Source organism: Prochlorococcus sp. MIT 1342, from assembly GCF_047304495.1.
GTDB lineage: Bacteria > Cyanobacteriota > Cyanobacteriia > PCC-6307 > Cyanobiaceae > Prochlorococcus > Prochlorococcus marinus_D.
The window spans coordinates 2,353,714-2,372,171 of the sequence record NZ_CP138957.1; the positions used below are offsets into that span (position 1 = coordinate 2,353,714).

Here is an 18,458-nt window from a genome sequence, read left to right on the forward strand (position 1 = left end):
AGCTTTAGTTCGTTTTGTTGGCGAGCACTGTTATCTCAGAATTGCTGCTGCTGCTGCCAGGCCATCTCCCATGTTGCCTTGATGCAAGCCAAGAGATTGCAAGGTGGATTCGATGGCAGCTATGGCAGTGAGGATATCTCTATCACATACGAATCCAAGATGGCCGATACGGAAGACCTTCCCTTTTAGATGATCCTGTCCACCTGCTAGCAGGATGTCGAATTTCTCTTTGACAGTTTTGCGCAGTTGCTCTGCATCAATTCCCTCAGGTGCGACTGCAGTGATCGCTGGGCTGCCGTGTCCTTCAGCTGCATACAGTGGCAGGCACATGGCCTTCATGCCGGCCTGAGAGGCTGCGCGATGGCGAGCATGACGTTCAAAGATGGCTTCCAGTCCTTCTGACTGCATCATTCCCAGCGCAGATTCCAGTGCGAAGTAGAGATTCACAGCAGGGGTGAATGGATTGCTGTCTTGAGCGGCAGTTTTTCGGTATGGCCCCAGATCGAGATAAAACTTCGGTAGATCCGATTGTTGATGCGCTTGCCAGGCTCGTTCACTCATGGCCACGAAGCTGAGGCCTGGAGGCATCATGTATCCCTTTTGGGAACCGGAGGCAACCACATCTAAACCCCAAGAATCCATGGGGACATTGCAGGCCCCAAGGCTTGTAACGCAATCAGCGATGGCTAGTGCTTTGCCGTGAGTGCGGACATATTTGCTGATGGTTTCAAGGTCGTTAATGACCCCGGTTGAGGTTTCCGAGTGGGTGAGAATTACGGCTTTGATTGTTTTGTCATTATCTGCTTCCAGTGCTTTTTTGAAGGCTTCTGGGTCTAACGGTTGTCCCCAGTCTGCTTTTATCACTTGTACGTCCAGGCCGTAAGCCTTAGCCAGCTTTACCCAGCGCTGTCCAAACTTGCCGTTGTCGCCGCAGAGGACCTTGTCGCCGTAGCTGAGGGTATTGATGATTCCTGCTTCCATCGCAGCGGTGCCGCTTCCAGTGATAACTAGAACATCTGCTTTGGTCTGATGCAGCCAGCGCAGCTGCTCGGTGGTATGTCTAACGACGGCTTGAAACTCTCCACTGCGATGGCCGATGGGGTGACTACCCATGGCTTTGAGTACTGTTTCGGGAACCGGTGTAGGACCCGGGATCATCAGGGTGAGTTTGTCCTGCACGGCCTAAGGCTTAGTAATGAACCATCCTCAAAAATACCTAAGCAAGGGTTTTTTATCGATCACGCCGATGCTGATTCAAGGGGGTTGACGCTCCCGGTTTGGGTCGCGGCTGCGGCCCGAGCTGCTACCGAAGCTTTGCTTGGCAGGCCTTTCAGTGCTTCTCAGTTGCTTGAATTGCCTGATCGCGACGAACCTTTGGCTGTTTCAGTCACCTCGGCAGCGGTTTTGGCTGGAGGTGAACAGGCTTTGGCAATCAGCCATTGCGATCCAGGTTCAGGTCTGGATCTCACAAGAGGTTTGGAAATTTGGGTGTGTGTTCAGTGGCAGGAGTTGGTTGATGATGAGTTGAATGTTCATTCAGAAGCCTGGCTGAATCTGGTGGCAGGCAAGGGTGTTGGCACGCTGGGGTCCGGTGGAGAGGCATGTGTGTCTCGATTTGCACGCGAGCTTTTGAGTCGTAATTTGTACCCCCTGGTGCCTTCGGGTCGAGGGTTGCAGTTGGAAGTTGTGTTGCCTAGGGGTAGAGATTTGGCAGCACGTACCAGTAATGCAGCTTTTGGGGTTGTGGATGGCTTGGCCTTGATTGGTACCCAGGCGGATGTGCAGGTCAGCGCCTCTCCTGATCAGTTGCAGCAGACCATTGAGCAACTACGTCGGCAAAGTGCCGCTTCAGATTTTTGTGGAGCAATGACTTTGGTGATTGGTGAGAATGGTCTTGATCTAGCTCGACAGTTGGGGTTGGCTGCCCAGCCGCTCCTCAAGATTGGCAATTGGTTGGGGCCTGTCATCGTGGCCGCGGCAGAGGCTGGGGTGGAGCGATTGTTGTTGTTGGGGTATCACGGCAAGTTGGTGAAGTTGGCAGGGGGGATTTTTCATACTCATCACCATCTGGCAGATGGTCGTTTGGAGGTGCTTGCGGCCATGGCTGTGCGTGAAGGATTGCCGTTGGATCTGATCCGGCAACTTGGCCAGGCTGATTCCATGGAGGCAGCATTGAAGATGCTGGAAGCTCAAGATCCAGAGCTGGTACGCAAGCTTTGGTATCGGCTGGCGGCAACAGTGGAGCATCGCAGTGCTGCCTACCTTGCCCGTTATGGTTCATGGTCGATAGCTATTGGGGCAGCTCTTTTCGATCGTCAGCGACGGTTGCGCTGGGCTGGTCCCCAAGGGTCTCAACAGTTGGCTGTCTTGGGAGTGACCCCTGAGGATTCACCGATAAGCCTTTCTCTACCCTGAACGTTCTGTTGGTTGACTCCAGAGGAGCTTTTTCGCTGATATGTCCAATTCCCAGTCTGAAGGTAAGCGCCAGCCGGCAATCGTCATTCTCGATTTTGGCTCTCAGTATTCAGAGCTGATTGCCCGTCGGGTGCGAGAAACAGAGGTCTACTCATTGGTAATGAGCTATTGCACCTCAGCGGATGAGCTTCGCCAGCTTGCCCCGAAGGGCATCATTTTGAGTGGCGGACCTAGCTCTGTGTATGCCGAGAGAGCGCCGCTTTGTGATCCGAACATTTGGGATTTGGGTATTCCTGTGCTTGGTGTCTGTTACGGCATGCAGTTAATGGTGCAGCAGCTGGGTGGTCGGGTGGAGGCTGCTATTGGCAAGGCTGAATACGGTAAGGCTCCCTTGCAGGTCGAGGACCCTAGGGACCTTCTCACCAATGTTGAAAGTGGCTCCACGATGTGGATGAGCCATGGTGATGTGGTGAGGGATTTGCCTGAGGGGTTTGTGCGGCTTGCTCATACAGCCAATACTCCTGATGCAGCGGTTGCTGATCACAATCGTCAGTTTTATGGCGTTCAGTTTCACCCTGAGGTGGTGCACTCAAGCCATGGAATTGCTCTGATTCGAAACTTCGTTTACCACATTTGTGGTTGTGAGCCGAATTGGACGACCACTGCATTTATTGAAGAAGCGATTGCTCAGGTGCAGGCTCAGGTGGGTCAGAAAAGGGTCTTGCTTGCTTTATCCGGAGGAGTTGATTCCTCAACCTTGGCTTTTCTATTAAAAAAGGCCATTGGAGATCAGCTCACGTGCATGTTTATTGATCAGGGTTTTATGCGTAAAGGGGAGCCTGAATTCTTGATGGATTTCTTTGATCAAAAGTTCCATATCAATGTTGAATACATTAATGCTCGTCAACGCTTTATTTCTAAGCTCAAGGGGATTATTGATCCTGAGGAAAAGCGCAAGATCATCGGCACGGAATTTATCAGGGTGTTTGAGGAGGAAAGCAATCGTCTCGGTCCCTTTGATTATCTTGCGCAGGGCACTCTTTATCCGGATGTGATCGAGAGTTCTGGTACCAACATTGATCCGAAAACAGGAGAGCGGGTGGCCGTGAAGATCAAGAGCCACCACAATGTGGGCGGTCTTCCCAAAGATTTGCAGTTCAAATTGGTGGAGCCACTTAGGCGATTGTTTAAGGATGAAGTGCGTAAGGTAGGTCGTGCTTTGGGGCTGCCTGAGGAGATTGTCCGCCGTCATCCTTTTCCTGGGCCAGGTCTGGCGATTCGTATCCTTGATGAAGTTAACGATGAAAAGCTCAATTGCTTACGCGATGCTGACTTAATCGTGCGAGAGGAAATCCGTGAGGCGGGTTTATATCACGAGATTTGGCAGGCTTTTGCCGTATTACTACCGGTTCGCTCTGTCGGGGTAATGGGGGATAAACGCACCTATGCCTGGCCGATTGTGCTGCGATGTGTCTCCAGTGAGGACGGCATGACAGCGGATTGGTCGCGTTTACCTCATGAACTTTTGGAGCGTATCTCCAATCGAATTGTCAATGAAGTGAGAGGTGTAAACAGGGTTGTGCTTGACATCACCAGTAAGCCTCCTGGAACGATTGAGTGGGAATAGTTTAAGTATTAAATTTTTTTCTTCACTCTAAATTGCGGCTTCACGTTTTATTGGAGGTGATGCAGAGTTGCACATTCTGGTATCAGTTTTAAGAACTCTGCGATTTTAGTTGGATTGAGAATGTTATTTATCTTGGCCTTTGATAAGCTTGCACTTTTCTTGTCAATTGTTGTTTGAATCAGTTTGTTTCATGCTGCTAATGATCAACTTTGACTTTCGCTTATTTGGCAATCATTGCCGATGTGTTGATGGTGACAAACATTAGATGATCTTTCTAGCGTCGAATCTTGTTCGCCAACCCTCTCTGCTCTGACTTGGCTGCATGAGCTCAAGTCATCTTCGAGAATGCTCTGCATCACTCAATCTTGTTGATTCGCACCCTTGAAGTGAAAGTCGACTCTGTTGAGGTGATCAGGGACTGGTGAAGCTCAGAATGACTCGATAACCTGGGCCACTGGCCTAGAGACTTTTGACCGTCGCCCACCAGCAAGACATACAGCTAGATCGCCGTTTGCAACAGGACAGCATTCAGTTTGCGGGTAAGACCGTTTATATCAACCCTTTCCTGTACTGGCGAAGGTTTGACAGCAACACCGATCGTTGGTTAAGGGAGCCCGGTCAGTTGGGTGAAGACCAGATCAACCTCAATCGTGGTCGCTTTTACCCTGAGCTTGATTGGGCCCTGTTGGATGAGAGCCAAAGGGATATCAAGGATGCTGCTGTTGAGATGTTCCTTAAAAGTTTGGAGCTGATCGGCACTTTTCACCCTGAACTTACAGCTGGCCAGTTGCTTGAGGTCGAGCGCAAGATGGCGGTCACCAAGAAGCAGTCTTTTGAGCGCTGGGTCGAGAAGTCTTTTCGCAGGCGTTTCAAACAAGAGTCTCGTGAGCGCAAGCGCTTTGCTCGTGAGCGTTTTTTGCGGTCTTGGAGGGAATGGTTCAGCTTGGAGACAACGCATCATGCTGTGGGACCAATGGTGGCGTTATTGGTTTTGGCAGGTTTTGGGGGCTGGTCGATGGGAATGTCTCAAACGTCTTGCCCAACACTTTTGATCCCTTCCGAGCAAACTGTTGTTAGGTAGACCTTTGAGGCTTGCATGGCCGACGATTCGTTCGACAGCCTTCGCCTTTCCCTGATGCAGGATGCTCTTCCTGTTGGCTTGGCGATGGTTGATCGGGTTCGTCGTGGTGGAGCGAGAAAAATGGTGGAAGCTTTTACGGGCTCAAGTGATCCCCTCCAGGAACTTCGTGTTGAAGGAGAAGCTGCTGCTCGATCAGTACGTGATCGATTAGATCAGGTCAGCCCAGGGCTGGGGAATCCTGTGATGGCAGTGAATGTGGCCGTTGATGATGTCGTTGTGAATTCCCCAGACCCTCAGGATCAGCAGATTTTGCTGGAGGTGCTGGCCAGGATTGAGGGACGGCTTGATGCTCTTCAGCTTCACCTGCAGAAAGATGTTGGTGAAAAATCGCCAACATCAGGCGTGGAACAAAGCTGACGTTGATGAGCGGATCGCGGCCTTTGGGACGTGCCAATCAGCGGCACAGTGGTTTAGGCCAGCAGCCCAAGGTCTTGCTTGCTCTGGTGCTTTTGTTTAGTGGTGCCATGGTGGCGCGGTTGACCTGGTTACAGCTGTTGGAAGGGGCCCGATACCGAGAGTTGGCAGATGAAAATCGGATTCGCTTGGTACCCCGCTCACCGATTCGTGGTCGGCTGCTAGATCGTCAAGGCCGTGTACTTGCCTCAAGCAAGCTCAGCTACAACCTTTATTTGCAGCCTCGATTGGTGAGTGATGTTAATTGGCCTGGGCTTCGTGACAGTCTTTCTCAGTTGCTCAATCTTCCTAAGCAGGATTTAGATCAGCGCAGGCGACAGGGGGTTGGCATGGATGGCTATCGCATCACTTTGGCAACTGATTTGAAACCTGAGCAGGTGCTGCGTTTTCGAGAGCAGGCTCGCAGTTTTGAAGCGGCCCAGGTCGATGTGGATGTACTCCGTCACTACCCGCACGGCACTTTGGCCGCTCATGTTTTGGGTTATACCCAGCCAATTACTGAAAAGGAGTTTAAAACTCTCGCTGATCAGGGTTATGAGATTAGAGATCGCATTGGCCGAATTGGAGTAGAGGCAGCCTATGAACCTCATTTACGAGGGAAGTGGGGTGGTCAGATGCTTGAAGTCAACGCTATGGGAGAGGTGCAGCGCAGTCTTGGTGACAAGCCTTCACAGGCGGGTAAAGACCTCCTTCTCACACTGGACCTTGATTTGCAGTTGGCTGCTGAAAAGGCTCTTGAAGATAAGCCTGGCGGTGCCGTTGTAGCACTCGACCCTCGTAACGGTGCTATTCGCGCCATGGCTAGTCGCCCTGCCTTTGATCCCAATTTTTTCTCAAAACTCTTCACCACGCAGAAGGAGTACGACAAGCTTTTTGCTTCGTCGAGCAAGCCATTGCTCAGTCGGGCCATGAATGCCTATGACCCTGGGAGTACTTGGAAACCTGTTACAAGTATGGCGGGCATGGAGAGTGGCAAGTTTCTGCCTGATGTGCGTTTAAAGACGGCGGCATGCATCACTTATGGGGGGCATTGTTTCCCTGACCACAACGGTGTCGGATTTGGCACGATCGGTTATGAGGATGCGCTGCGCTTTTCCAGCAATACCTTCTTTTATCAGGTGGGTGTGGGTGTGGGTTCTAAGGCGCTTTATGAAGCCGCCATCAAGCTTGGTTTCGATGCCCGCACTGGGATTGAGATTGGCTATGAGGAGAGTAAGGGCTTAGTGGGCCATCAGGCCTGGGCGGCTAAAGGTCGCGGTTGGGCTGAAGCTGGAACGACTCCTTGGATTCCCGAGGACATGGCCAGCGCCTCGATTGGTCAATCTGTGGTTCAGATCACCCCTTTGCAACTTGCTCGCGCTTATGCAGTATTTGCTAATGGGGGGTTTTTGGTCACTCCTCATCTGGCAGATGGTGAGATCGACTGGACTTCATCACTGCGCCGCATCAAGGTCGATATCAAGCCATCCACATTGGCGACTATTCGGCGTGGTTTGCGCAAGGTTGTGCAGGATGGGACTGGTTCAGGTCTCAATTTGCCCAACTTTCCGCAAGTGGCTGGCAAGACGGGCACTGCTGAGGACAGTACCGGTGGCTCTGATCACGCATGGTTTGCATGTTTTGCGCCATATCAGTCAGCAGAAATCGTCGTTGTTGCTTTTGCTCAGAACACTCCTGGTGGCGGTTCGGTCCATGCGTTGCCTATGGCACGGCAGGTGCTTCAGGCTTGGAATCGCACACGCTCTAGTTGAACGCACTGACTCTCAGAACACACTGATGTTTGGTCTTAGGCGGCCAGGTTGAGGGGTTGGCCGAGGATTGTTCTGTAGTAGCTCCGCAGTTGTTGTGTGGCACTGGCCCATCCCCAGCGTTCGGCTTCTTGACGGGCTGCTTTGCGCAGACCTTGACGCTCGAGATCGTTGCCGAGCAGTCGTCGGGTTGCATTGATCAGGCTGGTGGACCCTCCATCCACTCCATCCGGCTCGTAGAGACAGCCGTTGACTCCGTCGGTAATGATGTCTGGAATTCCGCCACGATTGGCTCCTACTACAGGACAACCTGCTGCCATTGCTTCCAGTAAAACGAGCCCAAGGGTTTCGGTGCTTGAGGGGAATAGAAAGGCATCCCCGCTTGCATATGCACTGGCTAGTTCTTCCCCTTCGAGATAGCCCACAAATGTTGTAGCAGTGCCTTCAAATGCTTTTTCCAGTTGTTGGCGGTGAGGTCCATCGCCTACTAGGGCCAATCGTGCCTCGGGTATGCGATCGAGAACAGGTTTGATGCGTTCGATTTGCTTTTCGGCGGAGAGCCGCCCTACGTAGAGAAGCAGGGCACCTTGATCGTCGTTTGTGTTCAAAAGGCGTAAGCGCATGGTTTCGTTGCGCAGTTCCGGTCGAAAGAGTTCGGTATCCACGCCGCGTTGCCACAGGGCGGTGTTTTGGATCCCTTTCTCGCTCAATTCAGCCACCATTGCTGTTGAGGTGCAGAGATTGAGTATTGCTTGATTGTGGGCTGCCTTGAGAAGTTCCCAGAGTAAGGGTTCCAGCATGCCCATGCCGTAATGCTCTAGGTATTTCGGGAGGTGGGTGTGGTAGCTAGCTATTAGAGGGATTCCGTTGGTTTTGGCGAGCCAAATTCCCCCAAGGCCTAGTACAGCTGGATTGACAACGTGTACGAGATCGGGTTCGAAGGTTTCTAGGGCTTCGGCAACGGCTGGTCTGGGCAGGGCAAGCTTCAGTTCCGGATAGAGCGGCAGTGGCATGGCTGGCACTCCTATCAATTCGGCTCCCATGTATTCGCTAGGACAGCCTTCCGGGCAGAACACCATCACTTCATCACCGGCTTCAACCAGGTGCTGCACCGTTTTGGTGAGTCTTGTCACGATTCCATCCACTTTTGGGAGGAAGGTCTCTGTGAAAAAGGCGATCTTCACTGGTTCAGCGGGTGGTGTGGGCAGGCTGTTTAGGAGGGGTTCTTGATGGCCTCCGCCTGGGTCGAAGTCCAGGCCGATACACATGGGATACGACTGCGGTCGCAGCGGTCTGCCCAGCGTTTTGCCACATCGACTACTTCAGCAAGTAGGCCATCGTCGAGGGTGGTTGGTTTGAGTCCAAGTTCGATGAAGCAGCGGTTATCCACAATCAGATCATTCTCCACTGCTTCGTTGCGTGGGTTTGGAAGATGGTTTAGTTCGGCGCCGGTTAGGGCAGCTACCTTCTTGGCAAGTTCACCCACTTGGTGGCTCTCGGTCATTTGGTTGAAAATCTTGACTCGTTCGCCTTTAGCCGGTGGGTTTTCAAGAGCCAGTTGTACGCACTTCACAGAATCGCAGATGTGGATGAAGGCACGGGTTTGACCTCCTGTTCCATGGACAGTGAGCGGATAACCGATTGCTGCCTGCATCAGGAAGCGGTTGAGAACTGTGCCGTAGTCACCGTCGTAATCAAAGCGGTTGGTTAGTCGTGGATCCCTAGCGGTTGCTTCAGTGTTGGTACCCCAGACGATGCCTTGGTGAAGGTCGGTGATCCTGATTTGGTCATTCTTGTTGTAGTAGAGGAAAAGCAGTTGATCGAGCGTCTTGGTCATGTGATAGACGCTTCCAGGGCTGGCTGGGTGAAGAATTTCTTCCTCGAAACGGCTGCCATCAGGCTGGGGCACTTCCACTTTGAGGTATCCCTCAGGAATGGTGGCTCCGCGGTGCGAGCCGTAGCCGTACACCCCCATCGTTCCCAGGTGCACGATGTGGATGTCTAGGCCGCTTTCAACGATGGCGGCGAGCAGATTGTGAGTGCCGTTGACGTTGTTATCGACCGTATAGCGCTTGGTGGAGCTGCTCTTCATCGAGTAGGGAGCTGCACGCTGCTCGGCAAAGTGAACCACCGCATCGGGTCGTTCAGTTTTGAGCATTGTCACCAATCGGTCGTACTGATGGGCGATGTCTAGGTGCTCAAAACGAATTGGCTTGCCTCCGATTTCTCGCCAGGCCCTAAGGCGGTCACCAATGCTGGTGATTGGTGTCAGTGACTCGACTTCAAGATCGATATCGATCTTGCGGCGGCTGAGATTGTCGACGATCAATACGTCGTGACCCCTATCAGCAAGGTTGACTGCACAAGGCCATCCGCAGAAGCCGTCGCCGCCGAGAACGAAAACTTTCAACTCAAACTCCTGCAGGAACGAGCAATTCGCTCAGTCAGGGCAAGCTACTACAAGGTTTTTCAGCTTATGGCGATCCTGACGATGATTAGGGATGTCACAAGCAGGGCTCCACCGATGAGGAGCAGGCGAGTGTTGGCGTTGCTGCTGCCTTTTTCAGCTATCACTTCCATACGGGGTTCTCTTGCAAAGGCGTTGAGTCGACCACCCTCTTCCTCGGTGACTTGCATGTAACACTTACAACTCGGCGGACCCTATGGACAGGATTGCTTGCAGGAACTTTTCCGTTACGTTCCTTCATAATTGTTTAGTCTTGGCTTCCGTAATAATCCCTGTTGTCGGTGAGCTTGGCGAGGCTGCGGTGCGTTCGGGTAGGCGACCTGATCTGTAAGCCTGCCTACCGGCCTGAATTGCCCAGCGCATTGCTTCGGCCATGGTGATTGGATCTCCGGCTAAGGCAATTGCGCTGTTAACCAGCACTGCGTCGGCACCCATTTCCAAGGCCTGTGCAGCTTCACTGGGGACACCGATGCCAGCATCCACAACGACTGGCACTCGGGCGTTTTCAATGATTACGGAGATGTTGGCGGCATTCCTCAGACCTTGACCTGATCCAATCGGTGAGCCCAGTGGCATGACCGTCGCACAGCCCACCTCTTCAAGGCGCTTAGCCAAGAGGGGATCGGCATTGATGTATGGCAAGACCTCGAAGCCTTCTTTTACCAATTGTTCAGCGGCCTCAAGGGTGCCGAAAGGGTCAGGTAGGAGGTAGCGGCTGTCGGGGATGACTTCGAGCTTGACGAACTTGTTGTCCTCCTGGCCTGCCAGTTTGGCGAGTTCGCGGCCGAGTCGGGCTACACGAATGGCTTCCTCTGCAGTTGCACAGCCAGCGGTGTTGGGCAGCATCCATATTTTTGACCAGTCGATGGCTTCTATCAGGCCGGCGTGGCCTGATGCCATTGTCTGTACACGGCGGACTGCAACCGTCACCATTTCGCATCCTGAAGAGCGCAGACTCTCTTGCATCACTTTTAGGCTTGGGTACTTCCCTGTGCCTGCAAAAAGTCGGCTGTGGAAGTTGCGTTTGCCGATTGTGAGTAGGTCAGGTGAGGAGTGCGTCAGAACCATTGGCGCTGTTGAGGTTGTTGGAACGTCATCGCGGAGTGTCCCGGTTGAGCCGATTGGCCTTAGCTTGTCCCCATCATCATGTTTTTCCATGCCCATCCTGCTCGCCATGGATCTCTCGATTGACAGTCAGGTTCCCTTCGAGCTCACTTTGCCCTTGGATTCCTCTCAATTGGCTTTGCCGCTGGTCGTGGAGGGCTCTGTTCAGAGATTTGATCCGTTAGCGCGCGCCGTTGATCTTGCTGAGACAATGCCACGCCAGTGGTGTGGCACTTACAAGTCTTTTGCAGATGGCTCAAATGTTGATGTGAACTTGGAGCTGTCCAAGCTCACACCGATTGGTCAGATCATTGATCTGCGTGGAGAGATGCGTCTTGGCAGCGTTACAACTCCTGTGCAGGGAAACTTGAATGCCAAGTCAGATCAGCTGGAGTTGCTACCACTTTCAGATCAGTTGATTCCTGGAGTGGAGCCAGGTGGTTTTTTTATCGGCCTTCAGGAGTTAACAATGGTGGGTTGGCAGGCACCTCGTCTTACCAATAAGGGCGGCATGCTCGACTTAAACAGCTCCTGTTCAGTACAGGCATCAGAACCCTTGCCCATCCGCGGGCTCTGGTGAGTTTGTTGGTTGTGTTTTTGCCAATCGCTTGAGGTTTTTGCGCGCTGTCTTGTTCTTGGGATCCAGGCTGAGCACCTTTTGATACAGCTCGTAGGCCTCAGCATCTTGCTCAAGGCGCTCTTTAGCAAAGGCAAGGTTGTTGAGTGCTACGGGGTAGTCAGCCTTGGCTTTTAGGGCTGACTGGTAGTGACTAACTGCAGATGAATAGTCTGTTTGAGCCGCGAGTGCAAACCCAAGGGCATTTTCGATCAGAGCTTTGGCTTCATCTGGTTCACCAGTCAGTTGCTTCAAGGCCTTGCGCAGGGATGCTATGGCCTGGGGATAGAGCCTTTTACGCAGCTGTACAGATGCCAGTTCATAGAGTTTGGATGCCTCTTTGGAAGAGCCCGCTCCACTTTTTTCAAGTCGGATCAGTGCCCGTTCGTCGCGTTGAGTCTTGAAAACTTGACTGCCCACGATGACAGCCACGATTGCGAGCAAACCGATTAGGCCAATTAGGTAGGTTTGCGTTTCTGGCAGGAAGGCGCTCATGGTTTAGGGGCAGTTCTTAGTGATGAGTTGGCATTTGCAGTCAAATCGAGTAAGTAGTCGAATTGACTTTGAACTTTTAACATCTGCTTTTCTGGTTGAAAAACCATTTTCCCAATGGCTCAAAGAGTTTGCTCTGCAGCTTCATCGATATTGAGTTAGGCACTTGCGGGAAATTTGCGCTTCGTTAGAGATCAGCACTGAGGGGTTAGAGGCTTCCAACCATCTTTTCAAAGTAGCTCCCACCATTTGATGGTTTGATATCTTCTCAGACGAGAACTAGTCTTGGCTGGATTAGCAGATTAGGTATAGGACGTTTTGCGTGCATCAGCACGTCAGATTCATTGCTCTCGAGCATGAGAGAGACGTAGCGTAGGGTCTTAGTCCTGCTTGTGTGTTTTGGACCCATCGCTGCAAATCCCTTGGCTTCAGAACATCAGCCGACTTCTAGCTCCTATTGCAGTACCTCCTCTGATCGGCACATTCATGGTTGTTCTCTGCTTTTTTGAGACCAATTGCTGCTGAACGGGCTTGCTCAGTTCAGCAGAGTGATCACAGTCTTCGTGGCTGCATGTCTGAAGTTTGGATAGGCCATTGAGATTTTGCCTGAGCAAGCCGATCAGCGAAGACCGCGCTCTCTTACATACAGGAGTATGAGTATTGCCCACATTGGCTTGGAGCCGTCAGCGCAACGGCAAGCCTTGGAGTCAGGTTTAAGGCTTGCTCAGCTATCAAGCCAGAACTGATTTTGATGTCTTGATGATTTTTTAGCTTTGATGGATTGGATGATCCTCAAAAGCAATAGACGGTAGAGAAAAACAAGCCCTATCAAGAGTTCAAGATGCTCTGGTCATTAAACACAGATGAAAGTTTTTTGGCTAGGCATCCAGAAAGATCTTCAGATTGGAGTTTCTGTTGACTATGTGTATTGATAAGCCAAAAAGTGAATCAGCTCTTGGCGGAGGTAACCACGCTCGTGAAACTTTTTGGATCCATGACTGCCAGTTGGGCCAACATTTTCCGATTGATGCGTACGTCGGCTTTTTTAAGGCCACCAATCAGGCGGCTGTAGCTGACTCCATTGATCCGAGCGGCTGCATTAATGCGAGCAATCCAGAGACGACGAAAATCACGTTTGCGCCGCCGCCGATCGCGATAGGCATTGGAAAGAGCCTTCATGACCCGCTGATTGGCTGTGCGGAAGAGGCTTCCATTGCTGCCTTGAAAGCCGCGGGCTAGTCGAAGAATTTTGTTGCGACGTTTGCGGGCAACGTTGCCTCTTTTGACGCGGGCCATGGTTTAAGAAATCAAGAAGGGAATGAAATCAGATCAGAGCTTGTAATAAGACCTGTTAGTTGAGCTTGGTCTTTAGGCGTAAGGGAGCATCAGACGCACATTCTCCGCATCACGTTCATCTACAACGGCTTTGGTGGCGAGATGGCGCTTTAATTTCGGGCTTTTGTGGTCCAGTAGGTGATTGCGAAATGCACGACGGCGCATGAATTTGCCAGTGACAGTTGCCTTGAACCGCTTGGCAGCAGCTTTGCGGGTCTTGAGCTTAGGCATCTCTGACGGTCTGCGCACAAACGACAACCATACGATTAAGACCTGCCAGAAGCCAAATTTCGCATGATGGGTGTTTGCCGAGGGGAAGCATTGGCCAAGACTTTTCATCGTTCGCTGATTCGCTCAAAGCAAGTCATGAGTGGCGCCTTGGTCTTGCTTGGTGTGTGCACGGTGGGCTGTGACGCCCAAGAGGTGATTCCACCAGTTGGTTCTGTTGGTATGCCTACTCATCAGGCGGTACAAGCTCCGCCGGTTCCTATGTCAGGTAGGTCTTTGTGGGTGGCTTTGCAGCCTTATTTGGGACAGGGAACGACGTCGAGTCGCTCAGCTCCATCATTACGTTTGATCAGTGCTGGGCATCAGCCCTTATTGCTCAAAGATGCGCGCGGTGATGTGCAGCGGGCTCCAGTTATCACAATCACCTGGCGGTTGGTAGCTCTCGAGGAGCCCCTCCAGTTGTCACGTCAGGTGGCTGGTCCATACGCCAGTTTCGAGTCGGCGGAGCAGGTTGCATCGCAGTGGCGAGAGCTGGGCGTTGCGGCAGTGGTGGCTCATCCAAGCGAATGGGAAGTGTGGGCGCCGCAAGGGGTACAACCTCTCCCAGGAGTGGACATTCGTCTTTGGCAGGGCATCGTCTCTACAGCTGTGCAGCCTGTCATTCAGGGGGACAGTGGTGATCGCAGCTTGGTGGGTCCGATTCAGATTGATGCTCCGGATGGCCTCAGTTGGAAGGGTGGGGTGTATTTGGGGCCGTTTCAACTGCAGGTTGATGCCTACGGAAGCTGGACTTTGGTGGAACATGTCCCCCTGGAGAGGTATCTGGAAGGAGTGGTGCCCCATGAGATTGGAGCGGGCGCTCCATCAGCAGCATTAGCTGCTCAGACGGTGTTGGCTAGGACCTGGGCGCTTGCCAATAGCCATCGGTTTGCCCTTGATGGATACCATCTGTGCAGTGACACTCAGTGCCAGGTTTACAGCGATCCAAGGCAGGCCAGTTTTGGAGTTCGCCAGGCGATTGTGAGCACTGCTGGCAAGGTGTTGAGCTGGAAGGAGCAACCGATCAATGCTGTGTATCACGCCAGCAATGGTGGTGTGATGGCCGCTGGTTCTGAAGCTTGGTCCATGGAGTCTGTTCCATACCTAAGGGCTCAGTTGGATGGATCTGTTGGATGGGTAGATCGATTCCTTTTGCCACTTACAGAACGAGTTGTCGTGAAGTCATTGCTGGATAATTCCGATGGTGCTTATGGCCAGGGTCATCCCCGTTTTCGTTGGACCCGTACTTTGACTGCTGAACAGTTGAAACAAGCTTTGCGTTTGGTGGCGCCTAGCTTGTCAATGCCCCAGCGATTGACTGTTCTTGAACGGGGTCCAAGTGGTCGGGTCTTGTCTTTGGAGATACGTGATGAAGGCGATCAGTCCCCTGTGGTGCTTCGATTAGACGGTATTCGGCGTCATTTGCGTCAGTTGCCAAGCACTCTCTTCGTGGTTGAGGAAGTTGGTGTCGGAGTTTGGCAACTTTCTGGCGGTGGTTTTGGCCATGGGGCTGGGCTTTCACAAGCCGGAGCAGTTGATCTGGCCCGTCGGGGCTGGACAACTGAACAGATTCTTAGTCATTACTACCCAGGAACGACCTATGGACCTTTGCCTGAGATGAAGGATGCCCCTTAGAGTCACTGGACTTCGGGTCTATGCATGGCCGCCGCCGCTGTCATTGGGGATTATCGACGCGGCAAGACAGCCCTGTTTTTGATTGCTTGCGGTTGGGCTGGTGCCGCACCCCACCTTTGGTTGGAAGCAGGTAGAAGTCTTTTGCCTGCAATTACGCTGGCTTTTGTCTTGGGAGGGTATGGTCTGCGCACGGTCTTGCGCGATCGGCAGCACTCGTCTGCCAATGCCAATGAAATAGGGCTTGAGCCCTCTGCTGAGTATGTCTGGCCCAGCGTTGATGTTTTGGTCGCTGCCAGGGATGAGGAAGCTGTGGTTGATCGGTTGGTGGAACGTCTCGCCGGTCTGAACTATCCCAAGGGCAAGCTGTCTACTTGGATTATTGATGATGGTAGTCAGGACCGAACGCCAGCTCTACTGGATGAGTTGCAGCAGCAGTTTCCTTCTTTAAACGTGATTCATCGTCCTGCTGGAGCAGGCGGCGGAAAGTCTGGAGCTCTTAATGCAGCACTCCAGCAGCTTCAGGGGGAATGGCTTTTGATTCTTGATGCTGATGCCCAGTTGCAGGATGACCTGCTCCAGCGTCTGGTGTTATTTGCCCAACAGGGTGGGTGGTCTGCTGTGCAGTTGCGTAAGGCGGTGATCAACTCTCAGCACAATCTGCTCACCAGGGTTCAGGCGATGGAGATGGCTATGGATGCCTTGATTCAACAAGGACGCTTAGCGGGGGGAGGCGTGGTTGAGCTGCGTGGAAATGGCCAGTTGATTCAACGCTCCACGCTTGAGGCTTGTGGGGGATTCAATGAAAATACGGTCACAGATGATCTTGATCTGAGTTTCCGTTTACTTACAGCTGGAGCTTTGGTCGGGATTGTCTGGAACCCTCCAGTGCAGGAGGAGGCAGTGGAGAGTTTGTCAGCTCTTTGGAGACAACGGCAACGTTGGGCCGAGGGTGGATTGCAGCGATTTTTTGACTACTGGCCAGTCTTGATGTCCAGCAAGTTAACTCTGGCTCAGCGTCGTGATTTGGCTTGTTTTTTCCTCCTTCAATACGCCCTCCCAGTGGTGTCTTTCGCTGATTTGTTCACCACATTGTTGACACGCACTATCCCAACCTATTGGCCCCTTTCGATCGTGGCCTTCAGCATTTCAGGGATGGCTTACTGGCGCGGTTGTAGGAGCATCAGTGATGGGCCTGCTTTGCCATCACCAACCCCGTGGAATCTTGTGGTGGCGATTACTTATTTGTCTCACTGGTTTGTGGTCATCCCTTGGGTCACAGTACGGATGGCACTGTTCCCGAAGAGTTTGGTGTGGGCCAAGACCAGTCATCATGGCCAACAGCCTGTTCAGGTTTGAATGTTTAAAGGTCCACGTCCAGCACTTTGCCGTTGAAGAAGTCAGCTAGCCGCTTTGCTTTGCTGTCGATGGGTTCTAAAAAGGAAGTGGGCTGAGTCGTAGGAGAATCCTCCTCTAGAGGCTTTGGCTGGTCTGTGATGGCGGCGCTGGTTGCAGGATCTGGGGAATAAGCGTCTGTAGATCTGGATTGAACTTGTGGTGGTGGTGGTGGTGATGGTTCAGCAGTGGAAGCGGATGTGTTTGTTGTTGGTGCCGCACCTGTTTTTTGTGGGATGGGAGTTAGTGTGGCACTTCCGCTTTGGCTTTCGAGAACAAGCTGTCTGGAATTTCCCAGGGCTTTTGCAATTGCTTGTTCCAGGAGGGTTGCACGGCTTTGCACCATTCCCATCCAGTTGCCGGCGACTTGAACCACGGCGCGATGGTCATCAAGGCGCACTAGCTGGGCTTGCTGAGAGAGCAACATGCGTGTGGACGGTAACTCCAAACTGCCAAGTATTTGTTGCCATAACTCCTGCAGATTGCTGTTAGGGGTGCTCTGGGCTGGAGCTGGGGATGGATCGGGTTCTGCGTTTGGGGTGATTGCTGAGACTGGATTGTTGGTCGTCGTTGATCCAGAAGGGGGTTGTTGGATTTGTGTTGTCGGGGTCAATGCCTTGGCAGTGATCGCCTGCGCAGTTGGGGTTATTGGTTGAGCTGTCTTTGCTATTGGCACTGCGGTTACAGCTTCACTGGAAGGTGGATCGGCCAGCAGACCCAGCAGAAGCACTTCAAGCCAGAGACGGGGTTGAACGCTGTGCCGCAGCTGATTTTCGCTTCCTTTGAGTTGGACCTGCCATTGCAAAAGCTGATGTCGACCTATTTGGCTGGCTAGGGGCGGCAATTGATTGCGGAATTGTGGAGAAACACTTGTGAGTTCAGGGCGATCGGGTGCGGCAGTCATGAGCACCAAATCTCGCAACACCGCTGCCAGCCCTTGCAGAAGTGCACCTGGATCACGCCCTCGATTCAGCAGGTTTCGGCAGGTTTCCAATAAGCTGAGTGGATCTGCTTGGGCCAAGGCTGCGGCTAGTTTCAGCAGCTCTTGCTCAGGCACGGCTCCCATCAACTCCCATACAGCTTCTGCTTTGATGGGCCCTGGAAGCAGGCTGAGCTGATCAAGCAGGCTTTCCGCATCTCGAAGTCCTCCCTGGGCTCGCTGGGCTACCACATGCAGGGCTTCGGGCTCAATCGGAATGGCTTCACGAGTGGCGATCATCTCTAGGTGTTGTTCAAGGGCTTCCAGTGGAATCCGCCTGAAATCAAAACGCTGACAACGGCTGAGGATGGTCGGCAGCACTCGCTGTGGATCGGTCGTTGCTAGTACGAACACCACCCGTGGTGGTGGTTCTTCAAGGGTCTTCAGTAGGGCATTGAAGGCGGCGGTTGAGAGCATGTGGCATTCGTCCACCACATAAACCTTCCAGCGGGCTTGTACCGGGGCAAAGCGGGAGCGTTCGATCAGTTCGCGAATGTTGTCTACGCCGGTGTTGGAGGCGGCGTCGATTTCGATCACGTCTAGTGCTGTGCCGGCGGCAATGCTTTTGCAGAGCTCACAGTTTCCGCATGGCTCGGGTGTTGGCTGGTCGCAGTTCAAGCAGTTGAGTGATCGGGCCAGGATGCGAGCACTGGAGGTTTTACCAGTGCCTCGTGGACCGCTGAATAGATAGGCCGGTGCGATCCGGCTGCTGCGCAAGGCATGACTGAGGGTCGCGGCGATCGCGTCCTGCCCTACCAGGGCATCGAAGCGCTGTGGCCGATATTTGTGATGCAGCGGCTGGTAGGCCTGGCTCATGCGCTGCTGG

Annotated in this window: 17 protein-coding genes; 8 read left to right on the top strand and 9 right to left on the bottom strand. The window is 52.8% G+C overall.

Going from position 1 to position 18,458, the window contains the following annotated elements:
* Positions 1-30: 30 nt before the first annotated feature.
* Positions 31-1,179, bottom strand: a complete 1,149-nt coding sequence (locus SIB79_RS12000) for a pyridoxal-phosphate-dependent aminotransferase family protein (RefSeq protein WP_063404305.1) — start codon at positions 1,177-1,179, stop codon at positions 31-33.
* Positions 1,180-1,263: 84 nt separating this feature from the next.
* On the opposite strand from SIB79_RS12000, the gene cbiD reads away from it, so the two are divergent.
* The 5 genes from cbiD (at position 1,264) to mrdA (ending at position 7,348) form a co-directional block, all read left to right on the top strand.
* Complete coding sequence (gene cbiD, locus SIB79_RS12005) at positions 1,264-2,415, top strand: cobalt-precorrin-5B (C(1))-methyltransferase CbiD (protein ID WP_063404303.1); 1,152 nt, start codon at positions 1,264-1,266, stop codon at positions 2,413-2,415.
* A 40-nt stretch (positions 2,416-2,455) separates the two neighbouring features.
* Positions 2,456-4,042 carry a glutamine-hydrolyzing GMP synthase gene (gene guaA, locus SIB79_RS12010; RefSeq protein ID WP_011129424.1) on the top strand — a complete coding sequence of 529 codons (1,587 nt, stop codon included), beginning with the start codon at positions 2,456-2,458 and terminating at the stop codon, positions 4,040-4,042.
* 469 nt (positions 4,043-4,511) lie between these two features.
* Positions 4,512-5,123, top strand: coding sequence for a hypothetical protein (locus tag SIB79_RS12015; RefSeq protein WP_063404301.1), 612 nt, complete (start codon positions 4,512-4,514; stop codon positions 5,121-5,123).
* 15 nt (positions 5,124-5,138) lie between these two features.
* The gene (locus SIB79_RS12020; protein WP_011129426.1) at positions 5,139-5,540 is read left to right on the top strand and encodes a hypothetical protein; all 402 of its coding nucleotides are present in this window, start codon (positions 5,139-5,141) and stop codon (positions 5,538-5,540) included.
* Between the two features lie 5 nt (positions 5,541-5,545).
* Entirely contained in the window at positions 5,546-7,348 is a 1,803-nt protein-coding gene (gene mrdA / locus SIB79_RS12025) for a penicillin-binding protein 2 (RefSeq protein ID WP_063404299.1), read from the top strand.
* Positions 7,349-7,383: 35 nt separating this feature from the next.
* On the opposite strand, the gene SIB79_RS12030 is transcribed toward mrdA, so the two are convergent.
* The 4 genes from SIB79_RS12030 to SIB79_RS12045 form a co-directional block, all read right to left on the bottom strand.
* Positions 7,384-8,529 (bottom strand): glycosyltransferase family 4 protein, encoded by a 1,146-nt coding sequence (locus tag SIB79_RS12030; protein WP_041384827.1) that lies wholly within the window; start codon positions 8,527-8,529, stop codon positions 7,384-7,386.
* Between the two features lie 29 nt (positions 8,530-8,558).
* Complete coding sequence (locus SIB79_RS12035) at positions 8,559-9,755, bottom strand: NAD-dependent epimerase/dehydratase family protein (protein ID WP_063404297.1); 1,197 nt, start codon at positions 9,753-9,755, stop codon at positions 8,559-8,561.
* A 59-nt stretch (positions 9,756-9,814) separates the two neighbouring features.
* The gene (gene psb34, locus SIB79_RS12040; protein ID WP_011129430.1) at positions 9,815-9,982 is read right to left on the bottom strand and encodes a photosystem II assembly protein Psb34; all 168 of its coding nucleotides are present in this window, start codon (positions 9,980-9,982) and stop codon (positions 9,815-9,817) included.
* Positions 9,983-10,049: 67 nt separating this feature from the next.
* Positions 10,050-10,880, bottom strand: a complete 831-nt coding sequence (locus SIB79_RS12045; protein WP_063405300.1) for a thiazole synthase — start codon at positions 10,878-10,880, stop codon at positions 10,050-10,052.
* Positions 10,881-10,968: 88 nt separating this feature from the next.
* On the opposite strand from SIB79_RS12045, the gene SIB79_RS12050 reads away from it, so the two are divergent.
* Positions 10,969-11,496, top strand: a complete 528-nt coding sequence (locus tag SIB79_RS12050; protein WP_063404295.1) for a hypothetical protein — start codon at positions 10,969-10,971, stop codon at positions 11,494-11,496.
* Here SIB79_RS12050 and SIB79_RS12055 read toward each other — a convergent pair.
* The 3 genes from SIB79_RS12055 to rpmI all read right to left on the bottom strand — a co-directional run bounded on the left by SIB79_RS12055 (position 11,464) and on the right by rpmI (position 13,590).
* Positions 11,464-12,027, bottom strand: coding sequence for a tetratricopeptide repeat protein (locus SIB79_RS12055; protein WP_063404293.1), 564 nt, complete (start codon positions 12,025-12,027; stop codon positions 11,464-11,466). The two genes, SIB79_RS12050 and SIB79_RS12055, sit on opposite strands and share 33 nt — an antisense overlap.
* Before the next feature lie 945 nt (positions 12,028-12,972).
* Positions 12,973-13,320, bottom strand: coding sequence for a 50S ribosomal protein L20 (gene rplT, locus SIB79_RS12060; RefSeq protein ID WP_063404289.1), 348 nt, complete (start codon positions 13,318-13,320; stop codon positions 12,973-12,975).
* A gap of 72 nt (positions 13,321-13,392) precedes the next feature.
* Positions 13,393-13,590, bottom strand: a complete 198-nt coding sequence (gene rpmI / locus SIB79_RS12065; protein WP_011129435.1) for a 50S ribosomal protein L35 — start codon at positions 13,588-13,590, stop codon at positions 13,393-13,395.
* 63 nt (positions 13,591-13,653) lie between these two features.
* On the opposite strand from rpmI, the gene SIB79_RS12070 reads away from it, so the two are divergent.
* Together SIB79_RS12070 and SIB79_RS12075 are read left to right on the top strand one after the other, a co-directional pair.
* Complete coding sequence (locus SIB79_RS12070; RefSeq protein WP_081215692.1) at positions 13,654-15,261, top strand: SpoIID/LytB domain-containing protein; 1,608 nt, start codon at positions 13,654-13,656, stop codon at positions 15,259-15,261.
* 24 nt (positions 15,262-15,285) lie between these two features.
* The gene (locus tag SIB79_RS12075; RefSeq protein ID WP_063404285.1) at positions 15,286-16,617 is read left to right on the top strand and encodes a glycosyltransferase; all 1,332 of its coding nucleotides are present in this window, start codon (positions 15,286-15,288) and stop codon (positions 16,615-16,617) included.
* A 4-nt stretch (positions 16,618-16,621) separates the two neighbouring features.
* Here SIB79_RS12075 and SIB79_RS12080 read toward each other — a convergent pair whose 3' ends face one another.
* Entirely contained in the window at positions 16,622-18,448 is a 1,827-nt protein-coding gene (locus SIB79_RS12080) for a DNA polymerase III subunit gamma/tau (RefSeq protein ID WP_063404282.1), read from the bottom strand.
* Positions 18,449-18,458: the final 10 nt, after the last annotated feature.

What these genes read in the sequence shown, in the direction of transcription:
- guaA (WP_011129424.1), top strand. Translation starts at nt 2,456, where the DNA reads ATGTCCAATTCCCAGTCTGAAGGTAAGCGCCAGCCGGCAATCGTCATT.
- SIB79_RS12020 (WP_011129426.1), top strand. Translation starts at nt 5,139, where the DNA reads ATGGCCGACGATTCGTTCGACAGCCTTCGCCTTTCCCTGATGCAGGAT.
- mrdA (WP_063404299.1), top strand. Translation starts at nt 5,546, where the DNA reads ATGAGCGGATCGCGGCCTTTGGGACGTGCCAATCAGCGGCACAGTGGT.
- psb34 (WP_011129430.1), bottom strand. Translation starts at nt 9,982, where the DNA reads ATGCAAGTCACCGAGGAAGAGGGTGGTCGACTCAACGCCTTTGCAAGA.
- SIB79_RS12045 (WP_063405300.1), bottom strand. Translation starts at nt 10,880, where the DNA reads ATGGTTCTGACGCACTCCTCACCTGACCTACTCACAATCGGCAAACGC.
- SIB79_RS12050 (WP_063404295.1), top strand. Translation starts at nt 10,969, where the DNA reads ATGCCCATCCTGCTCGCCATGGATCTCTCGATTGACAGTCAGGTTCCC.
- SIB79_RS12055 (WP_063404293.1), bottom strand. Translation starts at nt 12,027, where the DNA reads ATGAGCGCCTTCCTGCCAGAAACGCAAACCTACCTAATTGGCCTAATC.
- rplT (WP_063404289.1), bottom strand. Translation starts at nt 13,320, where the DNA reads ATGGCCCGCGTCAAAAGAGGCAACGTTGCCCGCAAACGTCGCAACAAA.
- rpmI (WP_011129435.1), bottom strand. Translation starts at nt 13,590, where the DNA reads ATGCCTAAGCTCAAGACCCGCAAAGCTGCTGCCAAGCGGTTCAAGGCA.
- SIB79_RS12070 (WP_081215692.1), top strand. Translation starts at nt 13,654, where the DNA reads ATGATGGGTGTTTGCCGAGGGGAAGCATTGGCCAAGACTTTTCATCGT.
- SIB79_RS12075 (WP_063404285.1), top strand. Translation starts at nt 15,286, where the DNA reads ATGGCCGCCGCCGCTGTCATTGGGGATTATCGACGCGGCAAGACAGCC.
- SIB79_RS12080 (WP_063404282.1), bottom strand. Translation starts at nt 18,448, where the DNA reads ATGAGCCAGGCCTACCAGCCGCTGCATCACAAATATCGGCCACAGCGC.